Genomic DNA, 18,687 nt, shown 5'->3' with positions numbered 1-18,687 from the left:
TTTTAGATGTTTAGTTGAAAAGGAAATAGAGTTGATCTAAAGATTGAGCGTGATAATTAGAATTTACATCCCAACCCAGCCTTCTCTTCAAAAGAAAGGGGCTTAAAATCTCCCTTTGAAGGAAGATTTAGAAAAATGTTCATAATAGGATTGTTTTTAGAGTGACATTTATTTTTATAAAATGATTAAACTATGACGTTATTAATAATAAGTAAATTTAAGTATAAACTTAAATTATATAGTGCTCTTTAAAAAATAATTATATAATTAAATAATAAGTTTTTTTAAATAATTGCGTGTAGTGGTCTTTACACTTGCCGCATCTTTGTTCCATAATCATCAAAACAAATAGATTATGGAACATTCAATCGTAAAAGAAAAGAAACTGGTAAACGCACCATTGGCAGCTGCTATCAAAAAGGAAAAGGAAAAGTTCAACTGTAAACCCACTCCGGCTTTTATTGGGGCCTCGTGGACTGCGCTCTTCATAGGAATGACGTCCTATTGCATTGGCTTGTGGAACGCCCATATGTGGCTCAACGAAAAAGGGTACTATTTCACCATACTGTTATTTGGGTTATTCTCGGTAGTCTCGGTGCAAAAAAGTGTACGGGACAAGTTGGAGGGTATCCCAGTGACCGATATTTACTACGGGATAAGCTGGTTTACTACCACTGCTTCCATACTGTTGCTTATTATAGGCCTATGGAACGCAGATATGGAGCTGAGCGAAAAAGGATTCTATGGAATGAGTTTTTTGCTCAGTTTATTTGCAGCTGTAGCCGTTCAAAAAAATACCAGGGATGTAAAGTTTCTGGAACGTAAAACACAGGAAGATGCATAGTTGTAAAAATAAAAACACGAGAGTAGTCTGGATGTTCAGGCTACTCTTTTTGGTAGTTGGTCACGGGACATTAATCAGTTGTGCTCCTTTCAGTAAAAACCTGGATAACCCTTCAAAATTGAACAGTGAAAATATTTCTCTTTTAAATGGAACATATACCGTTAACAATAGAGGTGACAGTATCCAGCGTTCCAATGGAGAATGGTTTGTGTACCACAGGAATTTTCTAAAAGAAATAGACAGAAAACTTATAAAGGATACTTTAAAGTTTGATACGGTGGGCAACAATGCTTTTAAGCTTAAAATGAAAAATCCTAATTTACTTCAGGTTGAATATATAAAGGACAGTATAGTGTACAGACGGCGAAGCCTTAAGGCCAAAATTACCAAAGACGGCTTCGTAAAGCTGAAAAACAAAAACCTTCAACTGCTTTTAATACCTTATATATTGGGTGGCATAGATGTAAAGCGCATACGATTAACGGTAGATAGTGATGGAGATTTAATTTTTAACACAAGTGAACATAGGTCCGGAGCAGCGCTATTTATGTTTTTTGGTGGTAGAAATTACCAATATACCTACAGGTTTGAAAACATTTCAGATACAATTAAAAAAGTGGTGCAATGAATAGTAAGATAGAAAAAGAACTGGACGAGTTGGTTGCACACAAGATTGTAACTCCTCAGGTACGGCAAGATATTAAACAATACTACGCCACCAAAGAAACCGATCGTCCCAACAGGTTGTTTGCTATTTTTGGCGTGTTGGGATCCGTCCTTACGGGCTTGGGCATTATTTTGATCCTGGCCCACAACTGGGACGACTTCTCACGGACCACTAGGACTATCTGGGCTTTTGTGCCCTTGGCCGTGGGACAATTGTTGGCAGCATTTACCTTGTTTAAGAACAAAAGTGCCGCATGGAAGGAAACCACAGGAGTGTTCCTGTTTTTTGCCATTGGAACTAGTATTTCGCTGGTGAGCCAGATTTATAATATTCCCGGGGCCGTAGATTCGTATCTACTTTCTTGGCTGGTGCTGGCAGCCCCCATTATCTATTTGCTGAAATCGCACGCTACCACATTGCTGTATGTAGTGTTGTTGGTAAGCTACGGTTGTGCGGTAGGGTATGGCGATAATGAGTCGCCATATTGGGCATTGGTCGCACTGTTGGCTATTGTGCCACATTATTTGAAGTTAATAAAGGAACTGCCCGCAGGAAACCTTACGGGAATATACCATTGGATACTTCCCTTAAGTGTTCTGGTACTGTTGGGAGCATTTTTAAACAGTGGTTTCAGTATAGGGTTGCTTACGCACGTTTGTCTTTTTGGATTGTTCTACAATTTAGGAAAACTACCCTATTTCAATGCCCAAAAATTAAGACGCAATGGGTATTTAATCATAGGTTCCTTGGGCACAGTGGTTTCATTGCTCATCGCTAGTTTCAGTTATGTTTGGGAAGAATTTTTGCCAGAGAAAATTTCTACGAACGATACGGTAATAACAATATCGCTTGCAATGGCTGCAGTTGCGGTGTTGGGATATTTGTTCAGAAAGCATAAACTGCTGCCGTTCAATCTCTTTCAATTTTCCTTTTTGATATTTGGGGGATTGTGTTTTTTTGGTTTTTCACAGCCTGAAATAGCTTCGGTGCTTACCAATATCCTCATATTGGCATTAGGGCTGTTCGCAGTACTTATTGGGTCTAGAAAAGAAAAATTCAGTATTCTTAATTATGGCCTGCTCGTCATCACGGCTCTGGTTACGTGTAGGTTTTTCGATACCGAAATCCCCTTTGTGGTTAGAGGGTTGCTGTTTGTGGCCATTGGTGCAGGTTTTTTTGCGGCCAACTATTTTATGTACAAAAAACAATTAAAAACGAAAGCTCATGAATAAGTTATTCATCTCCATAGGATTTGCCGTTATGGTACTTGCGCAATGGTTTGTGCCCGGCAAGATGATCTTGGACCAAGAACGGGTCCTTGCCGAAGGGACTTCCTATAAATTCAGGACAAGGCCTATAGACCCCAGCGACCCGCTACGGGGAAAATACATCACCCTTTCTTACGAAATGAATAAAGCCAAATGGATTGGGGAGGCTCCTGTAAATTGGAAGGACAACGTATATGTCTATCTCAAAAAAGACAAAAACGGCTTTGCACAGGCAACCCAAGCGAGTAACAAACCCTTGAAAACAGACCAAGAATATGTGGTTGCCCAAGGGTACGGGGTGTATAACGATTCAATTAATTTCCAGTTGTCCTTTACACGGTTCTATATGGAGGAGAGCAAAGCATACCCAGCCGAACTGGCCGTACAACAAGCCGCCAGCGATAGTTTGCTGGACAACTGCTACGGTCTTGTCTTTATAAAAAACGGATCGGCAGTGCTAGAGAATGTATTTGTAAACGATACCCCCATAAAAGAATATGTAGAGGAAGGACAACAGAAAAACGCCAACCTATAGCTGGCGTTTGTTTTGATGATTGGGAAACGGCTGCCTTGGAGGAGGGAGTCGTTTTCTTGTTAAAAATAATAATTTACCACATCAATTCATTCTCTTGGTTTTTCGGGTCTTTTCCGTATTGGTTGGCCCCCCGTGTCCCTTCTGTACAATAAAAAACCAACAGTACAATACTGCCCACATAATTAACGATTGGAATTACATTTAACAAATACCACCAGCCAGATCTATCAGTATCGTGGAGCCTGCGAACGGAAACGGCTATACTGGGAATCAGGAGTATTAAATAAAAAAGCCCGAACGGTAACATTAACATGTAAAATATAGCAGGCGGCTCCTCTGGTGCGCCAGATACTCCCACTAATATGACTGCGACAAAGACAAATGCGATCGTGACCAATACATTGAACAAAGTGAAATACCAATATTCAGACCGTCTTGCTCGACCATCAAAGTTTGCAAAATTATCGAAGGCGGCTTTTTTCCACCAGTCGTATATGTTGAACTGTGATTCGGGTTTTTTAGATACGTTCATTTTTTAATTTAAATATTGAATGGTAAGACCCTCATCGGTCTTCTCCACTTTTGCTAATTTGTTTTTGGTCAGTTCCTTTACGGCTTTGTCCCACTTTTTGTTGGAGAGTCCAGCTTGTTCTTTCAAAGTGGAAAGTTCCATAGTGCCTTCCTTTTTAAGCAACGCCAATATGGCTTTTGCTTCATCGGTTAGGGCAACAGCTTTGCGCTCTGGCTTCATTTGCGGGAAGAACAGCACTTCCTGAATGGACGGATTATTAGTGAGGTACATAATCAATCGGTCCATCCCAATCCCCATCCCTGATGTTGGGGGCATCCCGTATTCCAGCGCACGGATAAAATCGTTATCAATGAACATCGCCTCATCGTCACCACGGTCTGCAAGTTTCAATTGGGCCTCGAAACGCTCGCGTTGGTCTATTGGGTCATTTAGCTCGCTGTAGGCATTGGCTATTTCCTTTCCGCAAACCATCAGTTCAAAACGTTCGGTGAGTTCGGGATTGTCGCGGTGCTCTTTACATAGCGGACTCATCTCTTTGGGATAGTCGGTTATAAAGGTGGGTTGGATGTAGTTCCCTTCACACTTTTCACCAAAAATTTCATCTATGAGCTTTCCTTTGCCCATACTTTCGTCCACTTCAATCTGCATATCCTGGGCTGCTCTTCTAATTTCGGCCTCGGTCTTTCCGGTGATGTCAAAACCTGTAAAATGCTCGATACTCTCGGCCATGGTAACACGGGCGTACGGTGCCTTAAAATCTACGGTGTGCTCTCCAAAAGTAGCTTTGGTAGTGCCGTTCACCTCGATGGCACAATACTCCAAAAGCTGCTCGCAGAAATCCATCATCCAATTGTAGTCCTTATAGGCCACATAAATTTCCATAGCGGTAAACTCTGGATTGTGGGTACGGTCCATCCCCTCGTTACGGAAGTTTTTGGAGAATTCGTAAACGCCGTCAAAACCACCCACGATAAGTCGCTTTAAATACAGCTCGTTTGCGATGCGCATATACAGCGGGATGTCCAAACTGTTGTGGTGCGTGACAAATGGTTTTGCAGCTGCACCACCCGGAATGGGTTGCAAAATGGGGGTTTCCACCTCAAAATAACCACGCTCGTTGAAAAAGGTGCGCATGGCGTTGAACAGTTTTGTACGCTTAACGAACACTTCTTTTACGTATGGATTTACGACCAAATCTGCGTACCGTTGGCGGTAACGCTGTTCGGGATCGGTAAACGCATCGTGTACTTTTCCTTCGGCATCTACACGGGGTTGTGGCAATGGTTTTAATGCTTTGGAAAGCAATTTAAAATCTTTTACCATTACCGTTTTCTCGCCTACTTGGGTTTCAAAAAGTTCGCCTTCGATACCTATAAAATCACCAATGTCCAGCAATTTTTTATACACATCGTTATACAGTGTCTTGTCTTCGCCCGGGCAAATCTCATCCCTGTTGAAATATACCTGTATACGTCCTTCGGCATCCTGCAACTCGGCAAAACTTGCTTTTCCTTGGATACGGCGGGACATCAATCTACCAGCGATCACTACTTTTTTTCCGGCTTCGAATTTCTGTTTTATTTTTGCGGAAGTAGTATTTACCGGGAACAGATCTGCCGGATATGGGTTGATGCCCATCTGCCGTAGTTGGGCCAATTTTTCGCGTCGTACGATTTCAAGTTCAGAAAGTTGCATTTTGTTCAATTTAAGGTGCAAAATTAGCCTATTTGATAATTTTAAACTGTATTCAATGCTAAAAATTTGATATGCAGATATACGAACACAAAAAAGCCCTTTTCGTTTTAATACGAAAAAGACTTTCTTCTATTTAGAGAAAAAACAGTGGTGATTCTATTTAACCACTACTCCTTTAATACGAATTACCTTAGAAGCTTCCGTAGCGTTGGATAAAACGGTGATCTTTTTTGTAAATGCCCCCACTTTTGACGTGTTGTACTTAACGGTAATCTCCCCGGTAGCGTTGGGTAGGATAGGGGCTTTTGAATATGTTGGCACCGTACAACCACAGCTCGATTTTACTTCGGAAATAACAAGCGGTGCATCGCCTGTGTTGGTAAAACTAATGGTTCTTGTGCCATCGCTGTTTTGGGCGATCTTGCCGTAATCTAAGGTTTCAACGTCAAAATCGATGATGGCGACTTTCGCTTCTGTTTTGGCGAGGGTCATTTGTGCATGCCCTACATGGGCGGTTGCGATTAAAAGGAAACATACAATGGCTCCTTTTGTTACTGTGTTCAAATTAATTTTCATAATACGTGGTTTTAAAGATTAAAAAGGAATGAGTTTCATTCTTTCCTCAAAACTGAACATTACATAGCAGAATAGGAGACGATAGTACGCTGTAAAAAAGGACTAGACCTAGGGGGAAATTGAAACTGAAATCGAAATCGAAACTGAAACCGGGCATCAATGGCAGTGGCCTGAAGGGTGAGAAAACAATGATTACATTTGGGTTAAAAAGATGTAAACCTGAAAGGTCTTTGAGAATTAAAAATTCCTTCGCTCGAACCTAACGTGTTGCCACCGCATTGTCCACAAGAAACCCGTCAGGTTACAGCCAACATAGCACCTAAAATAACACTCAAAACTAATAGCTCATAGCCCTTAAGCATACAGAGCCTTCACTTCATTCCTTGAAGAAACCCCCAGTTTTTTATAAATACTGTTAATATGGGTCTTCACGGTGCTTACGCTCACAAAGAGTTCGGTAGCGATCTCTTTGTTGCTCTTTTGTTGGAGGATAAGTTCCAGAACATTGTTTTCCTGTTGGGTAAGGGTGGCTTTTCCTTCTGCCATTGCCTTTTGCTTTCTGGCCTTTCCGAAGAAATAAAAATTCCCTACAATAGATAGCAAGCAAACGCCGCCAAGAGCGTACGCCCACCAAGGTAAGGATTTCTCTGGCTCATTTTCCGAGATCAAAAAACGGTCGCTCTTCAGTTCGGCTTCGTATTGGCGTGTGTATTGGGTATCTGGGTAGCTTTCCTGCAAGCGTTCCAACAAATTATCGTAATAGGGATTTTGTTTCAAATCGGCTAAATAGTAGCTGTGCAGGATGCTTCTGCGGTCGCTAAGGAAGGAATAAATGTACAGCTCTGCCAGGGGTTCCTGCAATTGCTCTCCATAGTTTTGAAGGATGCTGAACCATTTTTCGGTATTTACTTTCCGGTTGGCTTCGCTCCTGTAATTGGAAAACGCAAAGCGCATATCGTTCTTGAGCGAATCTATCTTTAAAAAAGTCTTGGCCTTTTCGTTGTTTGAGACCACCTTGCAGAACATTTCCTGTTCAAAAGAAAAGGGGAGGGCAAGGGTCGTGGTGTTGTTGGCCACAAAAACTATTTCCTCACTGTTCTTACAGTGTCCCGTGATGTGGGAGAGGTTCTGGTCCGTTTCCTTACAAGTATCCGCATGTATGCGGTACATTTTATTCTCGTCTGGAAGGTTGGTGCCGGCAAAGCTAAAATTTCCCAAGCTGTCTGGTTTCACCTTGGCAATGATTTGCTCGTGGTATACGCCGGAGAGTTTACGGTAATCCTCTATCATAGAAAGGTATACTTCACCTTCTATGAATTGGGTGTCTACGGTTCCTTCAAAAAGATATTGTGCCGTAGCCTTAAAAGGGGCGACAGCCAATAACATGGTGAGAAGAAAACACAAGCGTTTCATTGCAACGAATATAACCACAACTTTTTACTGTAACAAAACATTTTTCACCCGACAGATATACTGAATTTTAATCCGTAATTTTGTGCTTATGAGTATTTGGCGTGTTTTGTTGTCCATCTTATTCCCGCCCTTGGCAGTGTTGGACAAAGGCTGTGGCTCTATCGTAATTGTAACTATCTTAACCCTTTGCGGGTGGATCCCGGGCGTAATAGCTGCGCTCATTATTTTGAATAACCCAAAAAACTGATCGTGATGTTTAAAAAAATAGGTTTGCTCTTGGTGCTTGCACTAACCTTGGTGAGTTGCCAATTTACCGAGACCATGGTGCTTAACGAAGATGGCTCTGGTACTATGAAAATTAGTATGGATATGAGCGAGATGATGGCAATGATGCCGCCTAGCGACTCAATGGACGTAAAAGTGGATAGTATAATTTCTTTCAAAGAGATTTTTGATGAAAAAAAGGATAGTATCGCAAAGCTCCCAAAGGAAGAACAAGAAAAGCTGAAATTGCTTGAAAATTACAAAATGCACATAGTAATGGATCAAGCCGCACAGAAAATGCAGTATGATATTTATACTGACTTTAAAAATGTAGGTGAGGCCAACAACCTTTTGGAAGGGATGAATGCAACCGAAGGGATGAACATCTCAACTACTGGAAACCAAGCCCAACCCAAGGAGAAGGAACCACAAGAGCAACCTACGGGGGTAAAGTTCAGTTTTGAAGACAATGTGTTTACAAGAGATGCCTATATAAAAGACGAAAAAGCCTTTGCTGCTATGAAGGATAGTATACAATCCCTTGAAGCATTTATGGGGGAAGCTATGTACACGATTAAATATACATTCCCCAAAAAAATAAAAAGTGTATCTGTATCTAAGGCTGAAATTTCAGATGATGGAAAAACAGTGACCATTAAAAAACCTTTTATTGCCTACGTTAAGGATCCAGACGAGTTGGACGTAGAGATAATCCTAGAAGAAAAATAGATGAACAAAAATTTGCTGGTCGAAGATTTAGGTCGCAAGGACTACAAGGAAACGTGGGATTACCAGGAAACGCTCTTTCAAGAAATACTTGATATAAAAATCAAGAACCGAAGAGAAGATGCTGGCCTGCAAACCCCCAATCATTTTTTGCTTGTAGAACATCCCCATGTGTATACCTTAGGGAAAAGTGGTGATTTTGAAAACCTGCTCGTTTCTGAAGAGTATCTAAAAAAAATTGGGGCCAGTTTTTATAAAATCAATCGTGGTGGCGATATTACCTATCACGGTCCAGGGCAAATCGTGGGCTATCCCATCCTGGATCTGGAAAATTTCTTTACCGATATTCACAAATATCTCCGGTTGTTGGAGGAAATGGTCATCCTAACCCTCGCTGAATACAACATAAAAGCTGAAAGAAGCCCTGGTGAAACAGGCGTTTGGTTGGATGTGGGCACCCCCTTTGCCAGAAAAATATGCGCTATGGGAGTTCGTGCCAGCCGTTGGGTCACCATGCACGGTTTTGCATTGAACGTAAATGCAGACCTGGGGTATTTCGACAACATGATTCCCTGCGGAATTAGAGGGAAAGCGGTGACTTCCCTTAACGTAGAACTGGGAAAACCCCAGATCGATCTTGCTGAGGTAAAACAAAAACTACTGAAACATTTTGCTCAACTCTTTGAAGCTGGAATACAGCAAAAAACCGAAGCTTAGGGAGGCTTCGGTTTTGCATTTGGGAAGTAGGTTAAGCACTATTATTTGCTGTACGCCGTAAGAAGACTGCTACTGGTCACTTTTCCTTTTTTATTGTAATCTTCCTGTTTCACCATACCAACTCCTTTTGCGATCCATTGTTTTGCCGTGCCCTTGCGGTTCATTCCCATTTTGATGTCTGAAGTGTAGGTGATTACATAACAGTCAAAAGTTCCGGCTGGGGTGGTTACCTTTTCTTTGCCTACCACTTTCCTGTCGGTCATCATTACGTCCATATTCATATTAATGCCGCCCATGTTTATTTTCATGCTCATGGTGGCATCGGGCAATTCCTGTCCAACGCTAAGGTTGTTTGGCAATACGACTCCCGTACCTGATATATCGGTTTCAAAATCCTTGAATTGCTCGAACAACTGCGGATTCAAAAGGGACTCCACATCCATGGAAATACCGTCGCCGTTACAATTTATTTTATAGGAACCATCGCTTAATACTTCGCCATTTTTGTCCTTTAGCTTGGTGGTCATGGTTGCTGAATTTGAAGAAACCTCACTCACCCTATATTCTGAAATACCAACCACTTTATCCTTTTTGCTATAACTGGTAATGGTAAAAGTGGCGCCTTCTTCGAAGGGATAAAAAGCACTGCAACTCTGGCTTTTTACTGAAAATGTAATGAGTACTATTGTTACGATCGTAAGAATGTGTTTTTTCATTTTTATGTTTTGATTTGTTATTGAATAGAATCTTTTTTTGGCCCACCAATGATATAAATTTCTTCATTTTTATTGCGTCGGGCTTTTCTTTTCTTTTTTCTCTTTTGTTTCTTTTTGGGCGCTTTCACCACGGTGTCCAATACCCGGTCCGTAGATTTTGTGGTTTCTTTCTCCACGCGCCTCTCTATGGTGCGCTCGGCGGCTCTTTCGGCACTTTTGCCCAGTTTTTCCAATAGTTGTGCTTGCATCGTGCTGGTACACAGCAAGATAATTAGAATTATCAAATGTTTCATAATCAAATTAGTATAAATTAAAGTTGTTTACGGTATGTTGTGTTGTAGCTTCTTTTTTGTTGCTGCAGAAGTCTCTTGTTTACTTTTTTCTTTTTTTTGGATAAAGGGCTCGCGTAACACTGGCCCTATCACTACATTTTTTTGTAATGGGTCGTTTGTGTCTTCCTGAAATGTTCCTTCAAAATTATAATGAAAGGTTGCTTCGGTATTGTTGGATATCTTGGGCTTCGTATCGGGCATGATGATAAGCTGAGGTAATTCACTTTCCACATGCGGGGTTATCGTTACAGCTGGTTCATGGTTCAATTTTTTTGAAGTGTCCTGTGCAAATAGACACGTTGATTGTAGGGTGATTAAGAATACTATTAGGGTGGTTATATGTTTCATGATGTTTATCTTTTAAGTTGGTTCTCTAGGTTTTCAACCCTTATTTCTAGCTTTTTTATCAGGTCTTGTTGCTCCTGTATCGCTTTGGTGAGCACGGGGATGATATCACTATAGTTCACGCCCAGACGTTCATTTTCAACAGTCTTTGTAGTTTTTTCATCTTCGTTGAATACTACATCGTGTGTCTTTACCACTTCAGGAATTACTTCGAGCAAATCTTGTGCGGAGAACCCGAGTTTCACCTCGTTTGCAAGTTTTTGTTCTTTCCATTGGTAACTAATGGGTTTCAATTTTAAAATTTCAGCCAAGCCATAATCAAGTTGGGCTATGTTGGTTTTCAATCTAATGTCACTGGTTTGTATCACCCCGTTGGTGGCATATACATCATCCCAACGGTAGGTGGGACTGCCCAGATCGGTTGTGTTGTCGCTCACGGGGGTAAAGGTTCCGCTAATTCGACTAATGTTGCTTCCACCGTCCATAAGATATTCAGCAGAGCCAACACCAATGGTAGTGCCTCCAAGAGCGCCCATGTCAAAATCGGCCACATAGCTTAGGGTATATCCATTTACTACATTGCCATTGTTCACTGTTGCTCCAGCTGTGGTGCCAAACCTGATGAGATCGTTATTTCCATCTGCATATAGTGTATGGGTTCGGTTTCCTGTCTCAATCCGGAAATCCACATTACGGCCACTATCGTTGGCCACCACGGCTCCATCCAATAATGCGGCAAAACCATTTGTGTTTGGAACGTTCGCATAAAACCCGATGGGGGTTCCAGTAGTAGCGGCATTGTAATTTGCATAATACCCGTATTTGTTACCAGTACCTGCGGAAGTAGAAACATACGTAACATAGTGCCCATATTGGTTTGCGTTACTGGTTTCTGCAAAAAACATGTAGGTTCCGTAACCAGAGCCACCGTCGCTTGTAAAATAATTTTCTGAGCCTATCATAGCTGCTTGCCCTGCTGAAAAGGTGTTGTAAACCCCAGATTGTGTGCCCGAAGTTCCCGAAAAGGCATTGAACACCCCACGTGCGCGATTGGCCACTGTTCCTGAAAGTACATTGTACATCCCGTACGAATTGCTTGCATCGCCAGAAAATTGCCCATATACCCCATGGTGTTCACCTCCTCCGGTATTGGTCATAAAGTTTACCATTCCAGATTGGTTACCAGTACCCGTCCCGCTTAAAACCTGAGAAACACCACGGTGTTCCCCGTTACCGTTGCTCAATAGTTCATTGGTAGTTCCAGACATAAATGTATCGCTTGTACCTGTCAATCTATTTCTGGTGCCAATCTGTACACCCGTGCCAACTCCAGAAAGGAAATTTACCGTGCCTTCGTGCACACCCGTCCCGGAGCCGCTCAATTGATTATAGGTTCCCCAGTGGTTGCCATCGCCAGAATTGTCTATTATGGAATACACCCCCAGCTGTATTCCGCCCCCTATGCCACGAAGATGGTTGGTGGTACCTTCGTGCTGGCCGGTCCCATCATTGTCAATATAATTTAATACCCCACGGTGCAAGCCGTTGCCATCTCCACGTATCTGGTTGTTCACTCCATCGTGTATACCATCTCCCGTATTGTCAACAAGATTGAGCGTGGCCAATTGGTGACCGTCGCCTGTTCCTAGTAGGTGATTGGTAGTTCCTTCATGTTGTCCTGTACCATTGTTGTTCAAGAAGTTCAAAACCCCGCGGTGCAGGCCATTGCCATCTCCTGTGATCCGGTTCTGCATACCGTCGTGGGTTCCGTCACTGGTATTGGTAAGTGTATTGTAAACTCCTGCTTGATACCCCGTGCCAATTCCAGCCATGTCATTGCGAGCACCTATATGGGCACCTGTGCCCTCTGAAGTATTTACGTACCAAGCACCATATTGACCGCCGTTTCCTGTGCCAGAGTATCCCGTGTAATACCCAACCTGAAGCCCATCTCCGTTGGCAATGTTTGCCCAATAGGCCACTTTTTGGTTGGCGGCAGATCCTAGCATTTGAGTAAAGCTTCCGTGCAATAAGCCTACTCCTTCGTAATCTACAATGTTATAATCTCCGTAGGCATTTGCATCACTGGTTCCTTGAAATCGGTTTACCTCACCCACTTGCGTTCCTCCATCGGTTCCCAAGAAAGTATTGTCGGTCCCATAAAGATTTGTGGAGGAGTCTCCGTTTAAAATATTTTGTGTTCCAACGCTTCGGCCTTCATCTCCTGGTTGTCCTATTTCGTTGCGTATTCCGTACTTAAATTCAATATTACCGGTGGTTACGTAGTTTTGAATACCATACTTGGTTCCTGCCAGCGTACTGGTATTGCTGAAATACCCTCCATAGTTTGCGTCGGGGGATGCTGCGACATTCAGTTGTCGGGTTACATCTGCATTGGTGTTAATACCCACCGCTCCATTGGTAAAGATATTATCGTTGATATCGTTAGGGCCGTTGGTAGTACCTTCCTCGTACCAATCTATATCTTCTGAGATTCCAACCGATAATTTTTCCCAAGAGGTTCCGTTAAAAGCGTAAAAGCCTACACCATCGCCTCCCGTAGTGGAAGCATTGGTGTTCCAGATCAATAATCCTTCAGCAGCTGTATTGGTGCCATCAAGTTGTGTCGTGGTAATATCGGGAAGGGAAACTCTGGGAACTAATATTCCTTTATCGGAAGCATCCATATCCAGAATGGCCGAAGGATCTGGCGTAACGGTCCCGATACCTACTTGTGCCGAGAGCGTAGCGCAAAGAATAAGCGATATAAATGTGAGGCTGATTTTTGTCTTCATCTTGTGAGGTTTTCAATGTGAAATTTCTGAAAACAAAATAAAGGGATCCTATGGGCAAATTCCAGGGCTGTTGAACTGAAAACAAAGGGGTAAACCCCTCTTTCTGAGGGGATCGGGCTAAAGAAAAATAACTATGATATTATTAGAACTTATAAACGACTACTTCTCTGTCCCCGCTTTTGGCTACTAAATACATATTGCCATTTGTAGATTCCACATAGGCAGGAGAAGCCCCAAACACTGGAAAACCATTTACCAGATCCCCATTTTTTTGAAAGAGATACACCTTTTTTTCTTGGGTTTCGGTTACGGTAACATAGGTCTTTCTGTTGGCGCTAACCAACTTGGGTGCAGTATATACACCCAAAGGAAGTTCAACAAGCTTCCCGTTGATTCGTAACAGGTTGTCGTCCAGTGTAGCCTTTGTGGTTCCCAGTACGGTGAAATGGTAGTTGTTCGCTACCTGGAGTGGTTGTGTGGTAACCTTCCCTTGGGAATTGATAGTGTTCTTTACGTTTCCATCAACAATTACCACAAAATTTGAACCTTCACGAGTTATCGGTATGTCCGAAAACTGAAAGGTGTTCTTTACGGGCACCCTTGTTTTTCCGGTACGGCTCAAGATATTCAGCTTGCCGTTTTCTTCCGCAATCAAGATATAATCCTTGTTTCCCATACGAATGTGTTCCACGGGCAGTGTGATGGGGCTCTTCGTTTTCTTAAAGGTGAATCCCCGCACAATTTTCGCCTGGCTGTCGTAAAGTAATATTTCCTTACCCTGTACGATTACAAAACGGTACTTACGATTATTGTCATAGTCGAAAACCGAAAGCGGTTGTGTGATTTCATCCTTAAAATTAATAGGGAAGCCGCGCACATCCTTGCCGTTCCTGTCCACCACATACAATTTTTTCTTGGTGGTAAAGGCCATTTGCTTGCGGCCGTTACGCAGGATGTCCACCTCGTGGATCTCTCCCAAAATTGCGTCGTCCAGTTGTTTGGTCCAAAGGGTCTTCCCGTTGTTGGACAGCAAGTGGAGGGTGTTGGCAATATCCTGTACTATTACATTTTTGGTGCCTGTACGATGGTTGCTAAAAAACTGCGGAACACCCATAATTGCTTGATCCATTGTCTTGCTGAACTGTTCCGAAATACCTCCCGCAATATCCACGGCACTACTGGTTTCCTCACACACAAAGTGAACGTGTGCAAAATCACGATCGAACCTAAACTGAAGCATAGCCAGTGAAAAACCATCAATTTTCTTGGAAGGTTGCAAAGAGATAGTGTTACTTTCTAGTACGTTGGTAACAAGGTCGATAACACCATCGTTCATTCCATAGGTTAAAAAGGATGAGGCATTGCTGATCTGCGATTCAGCATTTTCGAACATAGGTGATTTTGCCAGCACTGTATTGTTCTTCACTGCCGAAATCACGGTTTGTGCTACGTCTTTATCTTGTGCAAAAACGAAGAAATTTTCAAGTTGGAAAGCAACCGAAACACTATCGGTTTGTATAAAGGGTTTAAAGTTCTTTTTGAAAATTTCCCCGTCGCTAAACTGAAAGAGCTGTGTGTCCCTGTAGGTCTCAAGCTCGGTGAGCGAGGCGGCCAACGCTTCTTTTGTAAGGTCGGTATCTATGCTTTTTAGTACAATGGCTTTTCCTTGTGGGAGCATTATTTCGCCAATTTCATTAGCTGAACCGAGAAGATCCAAATTTTTTATTTCAGAAGATTCACCACGATAGTTCTGTATGTTGGAGATGAACAAGGAAGCATCACTCAAGGTGATCGAAATTGCACTTTTTGCATTTGCTGGAATGATGTTCTCCAGATCGTTTTGTTGCGCAACTTGTCCTTTAAAGACTGCAAGCAATCTGGGTAAAGTGTCCTGAACCAAAGCAACTCCCGATGCCGAGATGCCGTTGGGGCTCAACACCACATCCAACGCCGAATAGTCTGCGAGCGTGTGGGTTTCATTATTAGAAAAGCTATAAGTGGGTTTGGGCAGTAACGAGGTTAGTTCGTTGTTTTTCAGCACATTGAAGGCTTTTTGGAAACTTGCTGAAACAGTTGTTTCGTTTTTTAAAAGTTGCTGTAATTTCTCTTGGGAGGTGCTGGCCAAGAACACACTATCCTTTATGGCTGTGAAAAATTTTGCATCGTTTAAAGTGATTCGTTGTAGAGAAAAACCATCGTACTGCAAAGTCTCTACACTTTTGTTGGCAATAGAATCTAGCAAAAAAACGGTGGAATCCTGCTTGGTGGCAACGGTATAGTCCCACATGCTATCATTGCGTTTTGTAAGACTGATTACACTTTCATTTTGGGGTGTGAGGTAGGAGAGGGGATTGCCTTTTTTATTCAGAATTTTATACATAGAAGCTTTCTGAAAAGCTGAAAGCAGCACATTGTTTTTTGCCTCATTCTGTACAGCGTCCCAATTTTCCACCTTTAGTACCCAAGCGGCATCTTGAGGAACAAAAGATGAAAGCTCCTTATTGGAAGCAGCTTGTTGTTCGCACCCCATTATAACAAAGAGGCAAAGCATTGCAACGCAGAAATTTTTTATAGCGACCATTACTACAAAAATAAGAAGGATTGCAGGGCTTTTAGTGTAGAATGTAAAAGGTTATTTACGGGTTTTCAACAGTTGCCTATAAATCGAGCCATGCTTTAAAGCTGCCGTTTTTAGCTCTACTTACCATATGTTGGCTTTTATCCAGTAGCGTAACCTTAATTCGGCTTTTTGAGATAACTGTTAATTGGGTAATACTATTTATGTGAAGCAGTATTTTTCTGTTTATTCTGAAATATAACTTTGGGTTTACGCTCTTCTCAAGCCCATCAAGACTATCCTGTACAAAAATCTTTTTACTAGCTTTTGTCACTAAAACGGTTGTGTTGTCTTCTGCCGAAAGATACCCTACTTCACTACAAGGAATAGAATATAAAGAGTTGTGTAACCGACCAAAAAACCGAAGCTTATAAGTGTTTTTTAACGTTGCTCCTTTAGTATCTGGTACTACATGCAATACCGATATATTGGGAGTTTCTTCTTGATTTGTAATATGCTGTAAAGCCATAACCTAAAAGTACTCCCATTACTACCTATCAGCAAATTTATGTAGTAACGCATAATTATTCTTTAAATAATTTTGTTGTAGCACTGTGCCCATTCACCGTTCTCACGATAACCAATCCACTGGTTGGGATTTCAACTTTAATGATATTATTTCCTTCAGTAAGGGATATCTCTTTCGCCAATAGTTTTGGTTGTCCAAGCAGTGAGTAAAACCAAATATCGGCTTGTGTGTTTTTTGCCACAGTAATATGTAAACCACTGTTGTCATAAGGGTTTGAAGCTTTTATTGAAAATTTTGTAGGTAAAAAAGTTTCAGTGACCGATAGCATTTCACTTGCTCCTGCACCCCCGTAGGCGCCTATATCGTTTCTAAGGCCCCCCATTGCTGGAAATAATGCATTCCCAGGGTTGTTGGGATCTTCAATATCGTTGAAATTTGGGTCTGCATTGCCTGCATCTATACATGGGGAAGAACTTTGTAAATAATAATTATTTGTATTGATGAACTCAGGATCTTCATCAATATTTCCTTCTTCGGAGCCTGTTCCATCAAACCCATCTTCAATATTGCAATAGGTGGTCTCGGCATTTCCTCCAAATCGCTTAAAAATTTGATCTGCGTCAACTGCAGCCTCGTTACCGTAAATTATACAGTTTTTAATTATGGTTGTAGTTCCCGTGCTTATAATGCCTCCCCCTCTGTCTCCAGAATAGTTACCAACTATCGTATTGTTCTCTAGGGTTATAGGCTCCCAATCTACGTAAACACCACCGCCACCATTGAACGACCCTGTGGCAGTATTGTTTGCGATAATATTATTTTTCAGTACAGCGCCTTCGCAGTAGGCGATCATGATGCCCCCTGCATATCCTCCAGTATTGTTTTTTATGACATTGTTCTCAATAACAGGTACGCCAAACCCCATGCGTATCCCGCCGCCTCCTGCCCCAAAAACACCTGCTTCGGCAATGGCTTCGTTGTTGCGAATTACGTTATGAACAATGGTTGGGCTGGATTCGTTAATAAGGATGCCTCCTCCAGTCCTAAAATATAAATCTTCGGAAGGATTGTATGTTTTGGTACCTGTGCCACCAGTAATCGTAAATCCTTTTAAAATAGAGTCTTCTATCTCTCCGTTTACAAAACTTACACAACTGCCAAACTCAGGATCCGTTGGTTGGCTACCGTTGATTATAGTGTTAGTAATATCGAGTGGGTTTTGGCTAAGATGAAATGTGCTCGTAACCAGTATGGCTTTCCCCAAGAAATCGATATTTTCGAAATATGTTCCAGGAGATACGATAACGACATCTCCGGTATTGGCCACGTCAATTGCGGCTTGTATGGTGCTATACTGCGAGGGAACAAGAAGGTCCGCAGCAGTAAGGTTGCTAAAAGCGACCATAATAAATAGTAGGGTGGTAATTTTTTTCATTTTCCTTAATTTAAGTTCCCCTAAAAGTAAATTTTGGAATCTGTATCTTAAAAAAAGTGTATGTAAACAGAAATTATCCGCCTTGAATGGAGGTATATGTCTTTGTATGTATAATTACAAGGGTAAACTTAATTGTTCAGGAAGCAACCTGAAACTCTTTCGGTGGTAGGGGGTAGCCCCCAATTTTTTTATAGCTTCCCTATGTGCCTTGGTGGGGTAGCCTTTGTTTTGTTGCCACTGGTATTGTGGGAATTGGGTGGCAATATGCTTCATAAAGGCATCCCTTTCAGTTTTTGCAAGGATAGAGGCCGCGGCAATATGCAGGTATTTACTGTCGCCCTTTACTACGGTCTCAAAGGGGATTTTGGCAAAAGACTTAAAACGGTTACCGTCCACGGCTATAAACTGTGGGACTTGTGATAGTTTTTCTATACTCCGGTGCATGGCGAGTATGGAGGCATTCAAAATGTTTATGCTGTCTATCTCGTCCATCATTACGTGGGTGAAGGCGTACGATATGGCTTCGGCTTCTATAATAGATTTCAGTTCCAAACGTTTTTTCTCTGTGAGCTGTTTGCTATCGGTGAGCCATGGGTGGCTAAAATCGTCCGGAAGGATTACCGCGGCCGCAGTTACCGGCCCGGCAAGACAGCCCCGTCCGGCTTCGTCGGTACCACATTCCAATAGGTGTTTGTTTATTTTAAGTTGAAGCATAGCAAATACCCAACAAATATAGGGAAT

The 18,687-nt window shown here is 42.0% G+C and carries 19 protein-coding genes; 7 read left to right on the top strand and 12 right to left on the bottom strand.

Annotation, left to right across the window (positions count from 1 at the left end; all coding sequences use genetic code 11):
* Positions 1 to 355 precede the first annotated feature (355 nt).
* The 4 genes from yiaA to C8D94_RS13500 are packed head-to-tail and all read left to right on the top strand — an operon-like array spanning position 356 to position 3,314.
* The gene (gene yiaA, locus C8D94_RS13515) at positions 356 to 844 is read left to right on the top strand and encodes an inner membrane protein YiaA (protein WP_115124488.1); all 489 of its coding nucleotides are present in this window, start codon (positions 356 to 358) and stop codon (positions 842 to 844) included.
* Entirely contained in the window at positions 837 to 1,472 is a 636-nt protein-coding gene (locus tag C8D94_RS13510) for a hypothetical protein (protein ID WP_147278556.1), read from the top strand. The genes yiaA and C8D94_RS13510 overlap by 8 nt, the downstream gene beginning before the upstream one ends.
* The gene (locus C8D94_RS13505; RefSeq protein WP_115124486.1) at positions 1,469 to 2,743 is read left to right on the top strand and encodes a DUF2157 domain-containing protein; all 1,275 of its coding nucleotides are present in this window, start codon (positions 1,469 to 1,471) and stop codon (positions 2,741 to 2,743) included. The genes C8D94_RS13510 and C8D94_RS13505 overlap by 4 nt, the downstream gene beginning before the upstream one ends.
* Complete coding sequence (locus tag C8D94_RS13500) at positions 2,736 to 3,314, top strand: GDYXXLXY domain-containing protein (protein WP_115124485.1); 579 nt, start codon at positions 2,736 to 2,738, stop codon at positions 3,312 to 3,314. Before C8D94_RS13505 ends, C8D94_RS13500 begins: the two co-directional genes overlap by 8 nt.
* Before the next feature lie 73 nt (positions 3,315 to 3,387).
* Here the strand turns inward: C8D94_RS13500 and C8D94_RS13495 are convergent, their stop codons facing one another.
* The 4 genes from C8D94_RS13495 to C8D94_RS13480 all read right to left on the bottom strand — a co-directional run bounded on the left by C8D94_RS13495 (position 3,388) and on the right by C8D94_RS13480 (position 7,530).
* A complete protein-coding gene (locus C8D94_RS13495) occupies positions 3,388 to 3,846 on the bottom strand; it encodes a DUF805 domain-containing protein (RefSeq protein WP_115124484.1) in 459 nt (152 codons plus the stop codon).
* A 3-nt stretch (positions 3,847 to 3,849) separates the two neighbouring features.
* Positions 3,850 to 5,541 carry a lysine--tRNA ligase gene (gene lysS, locus C8D94_RS13490; RefSeq protein WP_115124483.1) on the bottom strand — a complete coding sequence of 564 codons (1,692 nt, stop codon included), beginning with the start codon at positions 5,539 to 5,541 and terminating at the stop codon, positions 3,850 to 3,852.
* Positions 5,542 to 5,697: 156 nt separating this feature from the next.
* Positions 5,698 to 6,117, bottom strand: coding sequence for a DUF1573 domain-containing protein (locus C8D94_RS13485; protein ID WP_245946328.1), 420 nt, complete (start codon positions 6,115 to 6,117; stop codon positions 5,698 to 5,700).
* Positions 6,118 to 6,471: 354 nt separating this feature from the next.
* Entirely contained in the window at positions 6,472 to 7,530 is a 1,059-nt protein-coding gene (locus C8D94_RS13480) for a helix-turn-helix transcriptional regulator (RefSeq protein WP_245946327.1), read from the bottom strand.
* Positions 7,531 to 7,618: 88 nt separating this feature from the next.
* On the opposite strand from C8D94_RS13480, the gene C8D94_RS13475 reads away from it, so the two are divergent.
* The 3 genes from C8D94_RS13475 to lipB are packed head-to-tail and all read left to right on the top strand — an operon-like array spanning position 7,619 to position 9,237.
* Positions 7,619 to 7,777 (top strand): YqaE/Pmp3 family membrane protein, encoded by a 159-nt coding sequence (locus C8D94_RS13475; RefSeq protein ID WP_115124482.1) that lies wholly within the window; start codon positions 7,619 to 7,621, stop codon positions 7,775 to 7,777.
* 5 nt (positions 7,778 to 7,782) lie between these two features.
* Entirely contained in the window at positions 7,783 to 8,523 is a 741-nt protein-coding gene (locus C8D94_RS13470; RefSeq protein WP_115124481.1) for a hypothetical protein, read from the top strand.
* Positions 8,524 to 9,237, top strand: coding sequence for a lipoyl(octanoyl) transferase LipB (gene lipB, locus C8D94_RS13465; RefSeq protein ID WP_115124480.1), 714 nt, complete (start codon positions 8,524 to 8,526; stop codon positions 9,235 to 9,237).
* A 41-nt stretch (positions 9,238 to 9,278) separates the two neighbouring features.
* On the opposite strand, the gene C8D94_RS13460 is transcribed toward lipB, so the two are convergent.
* From C8D94_RS13460 to C8D94_RS13425, 8 genes are all read right to left on the bottom strand, one after another.
* A complete protein-coding gene (locus C8D94_RS13460; RefSeq protein WP_115124479.1) occupies positions 9,279 to 9,953 on the bottom strand; it encodes a TapB family protein in 675 nt (224 codons plus the stop codon).
* A gap of 17 nt (positions 9,954 to 9,970) precedes the next feature.
* On the bottom strand, positions 9,971 to 10,246 hold the full coding sequence (locus C8D94_RS13455) for a hypothetical protein (protein WP_115124478.1): 276 nt from the start codon (positions 10,244 to 10,246) through the stop codon (positions 9,971 to 9,973).
* 27 nt (positions 10,247 to 10,273) lie between these two features.
* Entirely contained in the window at positions 10,274 to 10,633 is a 360-nt protein-coding gene (locus C8D94_RS13450; RefSeq protein WP_147278555.1) for a hypothetical protein, read from the bottom strand.
* 5 nt (positions 10,634 to 10,638) lie between these two features.
* Positions 10,639 to 13,425, bottom strand: coding sequence for a tail fiber domain-containing protein (locus C8D94_RS13445; protein ID WP_115124476.1), 2,787 nt, complete (start codon positions 13,423 to 13,425; stop codon positions 10,639 to 10,641).
* A gap of 142 nt (positions 13,426 to 13,567) precedes the next feature.
* Positions 13,568 to 15,976 (bottom strand): LamG domain-containing protein, encoded by a 2,409-nt coding sequence (locus C8D94_RS13440; RefSeq protein WP_147278554.1) that lies wholly within the window; start codon positions 15,974 to 15,976, stop codon positions 13,568 to 13,570.
* Between the two features lie 106 nt (positions 15,977 to 16,082).
* Entirely contained in the window at positions 16,083 to 16,511 is a 429-nt protein-coding gene (locus tag C8D94_RS13435) for a LytTR family DNA-binding domain-containing protein (protein ID WP_115124474.1), read from the bottom strand.
* A gap of 55 nt (positions 16,512 to 16,566) precedes the next feature.
* A complete protein-coding gene (locus C8D94_RS13430; protein ID WP_115124473.1) occupies positions 16,567 to 17,946 on the bottom strand; it encodes a right-handed parallel beta-helix repeat-containing protein in 1,380 nt (459 codons plus the stop codon).
* A gap of 114 nt (positions 17,947 to 18,060) precedes the next feature.
* On the bottom strand, positions 18,061 to 18,660 hold the full coding sequence (locus tag C8D94_RS13425; protein WP_115124511.1) for a ribonuclease HII: 600 nt from the start codon (positions 18,658 to 18,660) through the stop codon (positions 18,061 to 18,063).
* Between the last annotated feature and the right edge of the window lie 27 nt (positions 18,661 to 18,687).

This window comes from Marinirhabdus gelatinilytica, from assembly GCF_003353425.1.
In the GTDB taxonomy this organism is placed as follows: Bacteria; Bacteroidota; Bacteroidia; order Flavobacteriales; family Flavobacteriaceae; genus Marinirhabdus; species Marinirhabdus gelatinilytica.
This window is presented reverse-complemented; position numbering and strand designations above follow the sequence as displayed.

Excerpts from the sequence above, each read along its gene's own strand:
- C8D94_RS13450 (WP_147278555.1), bottom strand. The coding sequence starts at position 10,633 with ATGAAACATATAACCACCCTAATAGTATTCTTAATCACCCTACAATCA.
- C8D94_RS13510 (WP_147278556.1), top strand. The coding sequence starts at position 837 with ATGCATAGTTGTAAAAATAAAAACACGAGAGTAGTCTGGATGTTCAGG.
- lipB (WP_115124480.1), top strand. The coding sequence starts at position 8,524 with ATGAACAAAAATTTGCTGGTCGAAGATTTAGGTCGCAAGGACTACAAG.
- C8D94_RS13475 (WP_115124482.1), top strand. The coding sequence starts at position 7,619 with ATGAGTATTTGGCGTGTTTTGTTGTCCATCTTATTCCCGCCCTTGGCA.
- C8D94_RS13455 (WP_115124478.1), bottom strand. The coding sequence starts at position 10,246 with ATGAAACATTTGATAATTCTAATTATCTTGCTGTGTACCAGCACGATG.
- C8D94_RS13460 (WP_115124479.1), bottom strand. The coding sequence starts at position 9,953 with ATGAAAAAACACATTCTTACGATCGTAACAATAGTACTCATTACATTT.
- C8D94_RS13425 (WP_115124511.1), bottom strand. The coding sequence starts at position 18,660 with ATGCTTCAACTTAAAATAAACAAACACCTATTGGAATGTGGTACCGAC.
- C8D94_RS13495 (WP_115124484.1), bottom strand. The coding sequence starts at position 3,846 with ATGAACGTATCTAAAAAACCCGAATCACAGTTCAACATATACGACTGG.
- C8D94_RS13500 (WP_115124485.1), top strand. The coding sequence starts at position 2,736 with ATGAATAAGTTATTCATCTCCATAGGATTTGCCGTTATGGTACTTGCG.
- C8D94_RS13480 (WP_245946327.1), bottom strand. The coding sequence starts at position 7,530 with ATGAAACGCTTGTGTTTTCTTCTCACCATGTTATTGGCTGTCGCCCCT.
- C8D94_RS13485 (WP_245946328.1), bottom strand. The coding sequence starts at position 6,117 with ATGAAAATTAATTTGAACACAGTAACAAAAGGAGCCATTGTATGTTTC.
- C8D94_RS13440 (WP_147278554.1), bottom strand. The coding sequence starts at position 15,976 with ATGCTTTGCCTCTTTGTTATAATGGGGTGCGAACAACAAGCTGCTTCC.
- C8D94_RS13445 (WP_115124476.1), bottom strand. The coding sequence starts at position 13,425 with ATGAAGACAAAAATCAGCCTCACATTTATATCGCTTATTCTTTGCGCT.
- C8D94_RS13435 (WP_115124474.1), bottom strand. The coding sequence starts at position 16,511 with ATGGCTTTACAGCATATTACAAATCAAGAAGAAACTCCCAATATATCG.
- C8D94_RS13470 (WP_115124481.1), top strand. The coding sequence starts at position 7,783 with ATGTTTAAAAAAATAGGTTTGCTCTTGGTGCTTGCACTAACCTTGGTG.
- lysS (WP_115124483.1), bottom strand. The coding sequence starts at position 5,541 with ATGCAACTTTCTGAACTTGAAATCGTACGACGCGAAAAATTGGCCCAA.
- C8D94_RS13505 (WP_115124486.1), top strand. The coding sequence starts at position 1,469 with ATGAATAGTAAGATAGAAAAAGAACTGGACGAGTTGGTTGCACACAAG.
- yiaA (WP_115124488.1), top strand. The coding sequence starts at position 356 with ATGGAACATTCAATCGTAAAAGAAAAGAAACTGGTAAACGCACCATTG.
- C8D94_RS13430 (WP_115124473.1), bottom strand. The coding sequence starts at position 17,946 with ATGAAAAAAATTACCACCCTACTATTTATTATGGTCGCTTTTAGCAAC.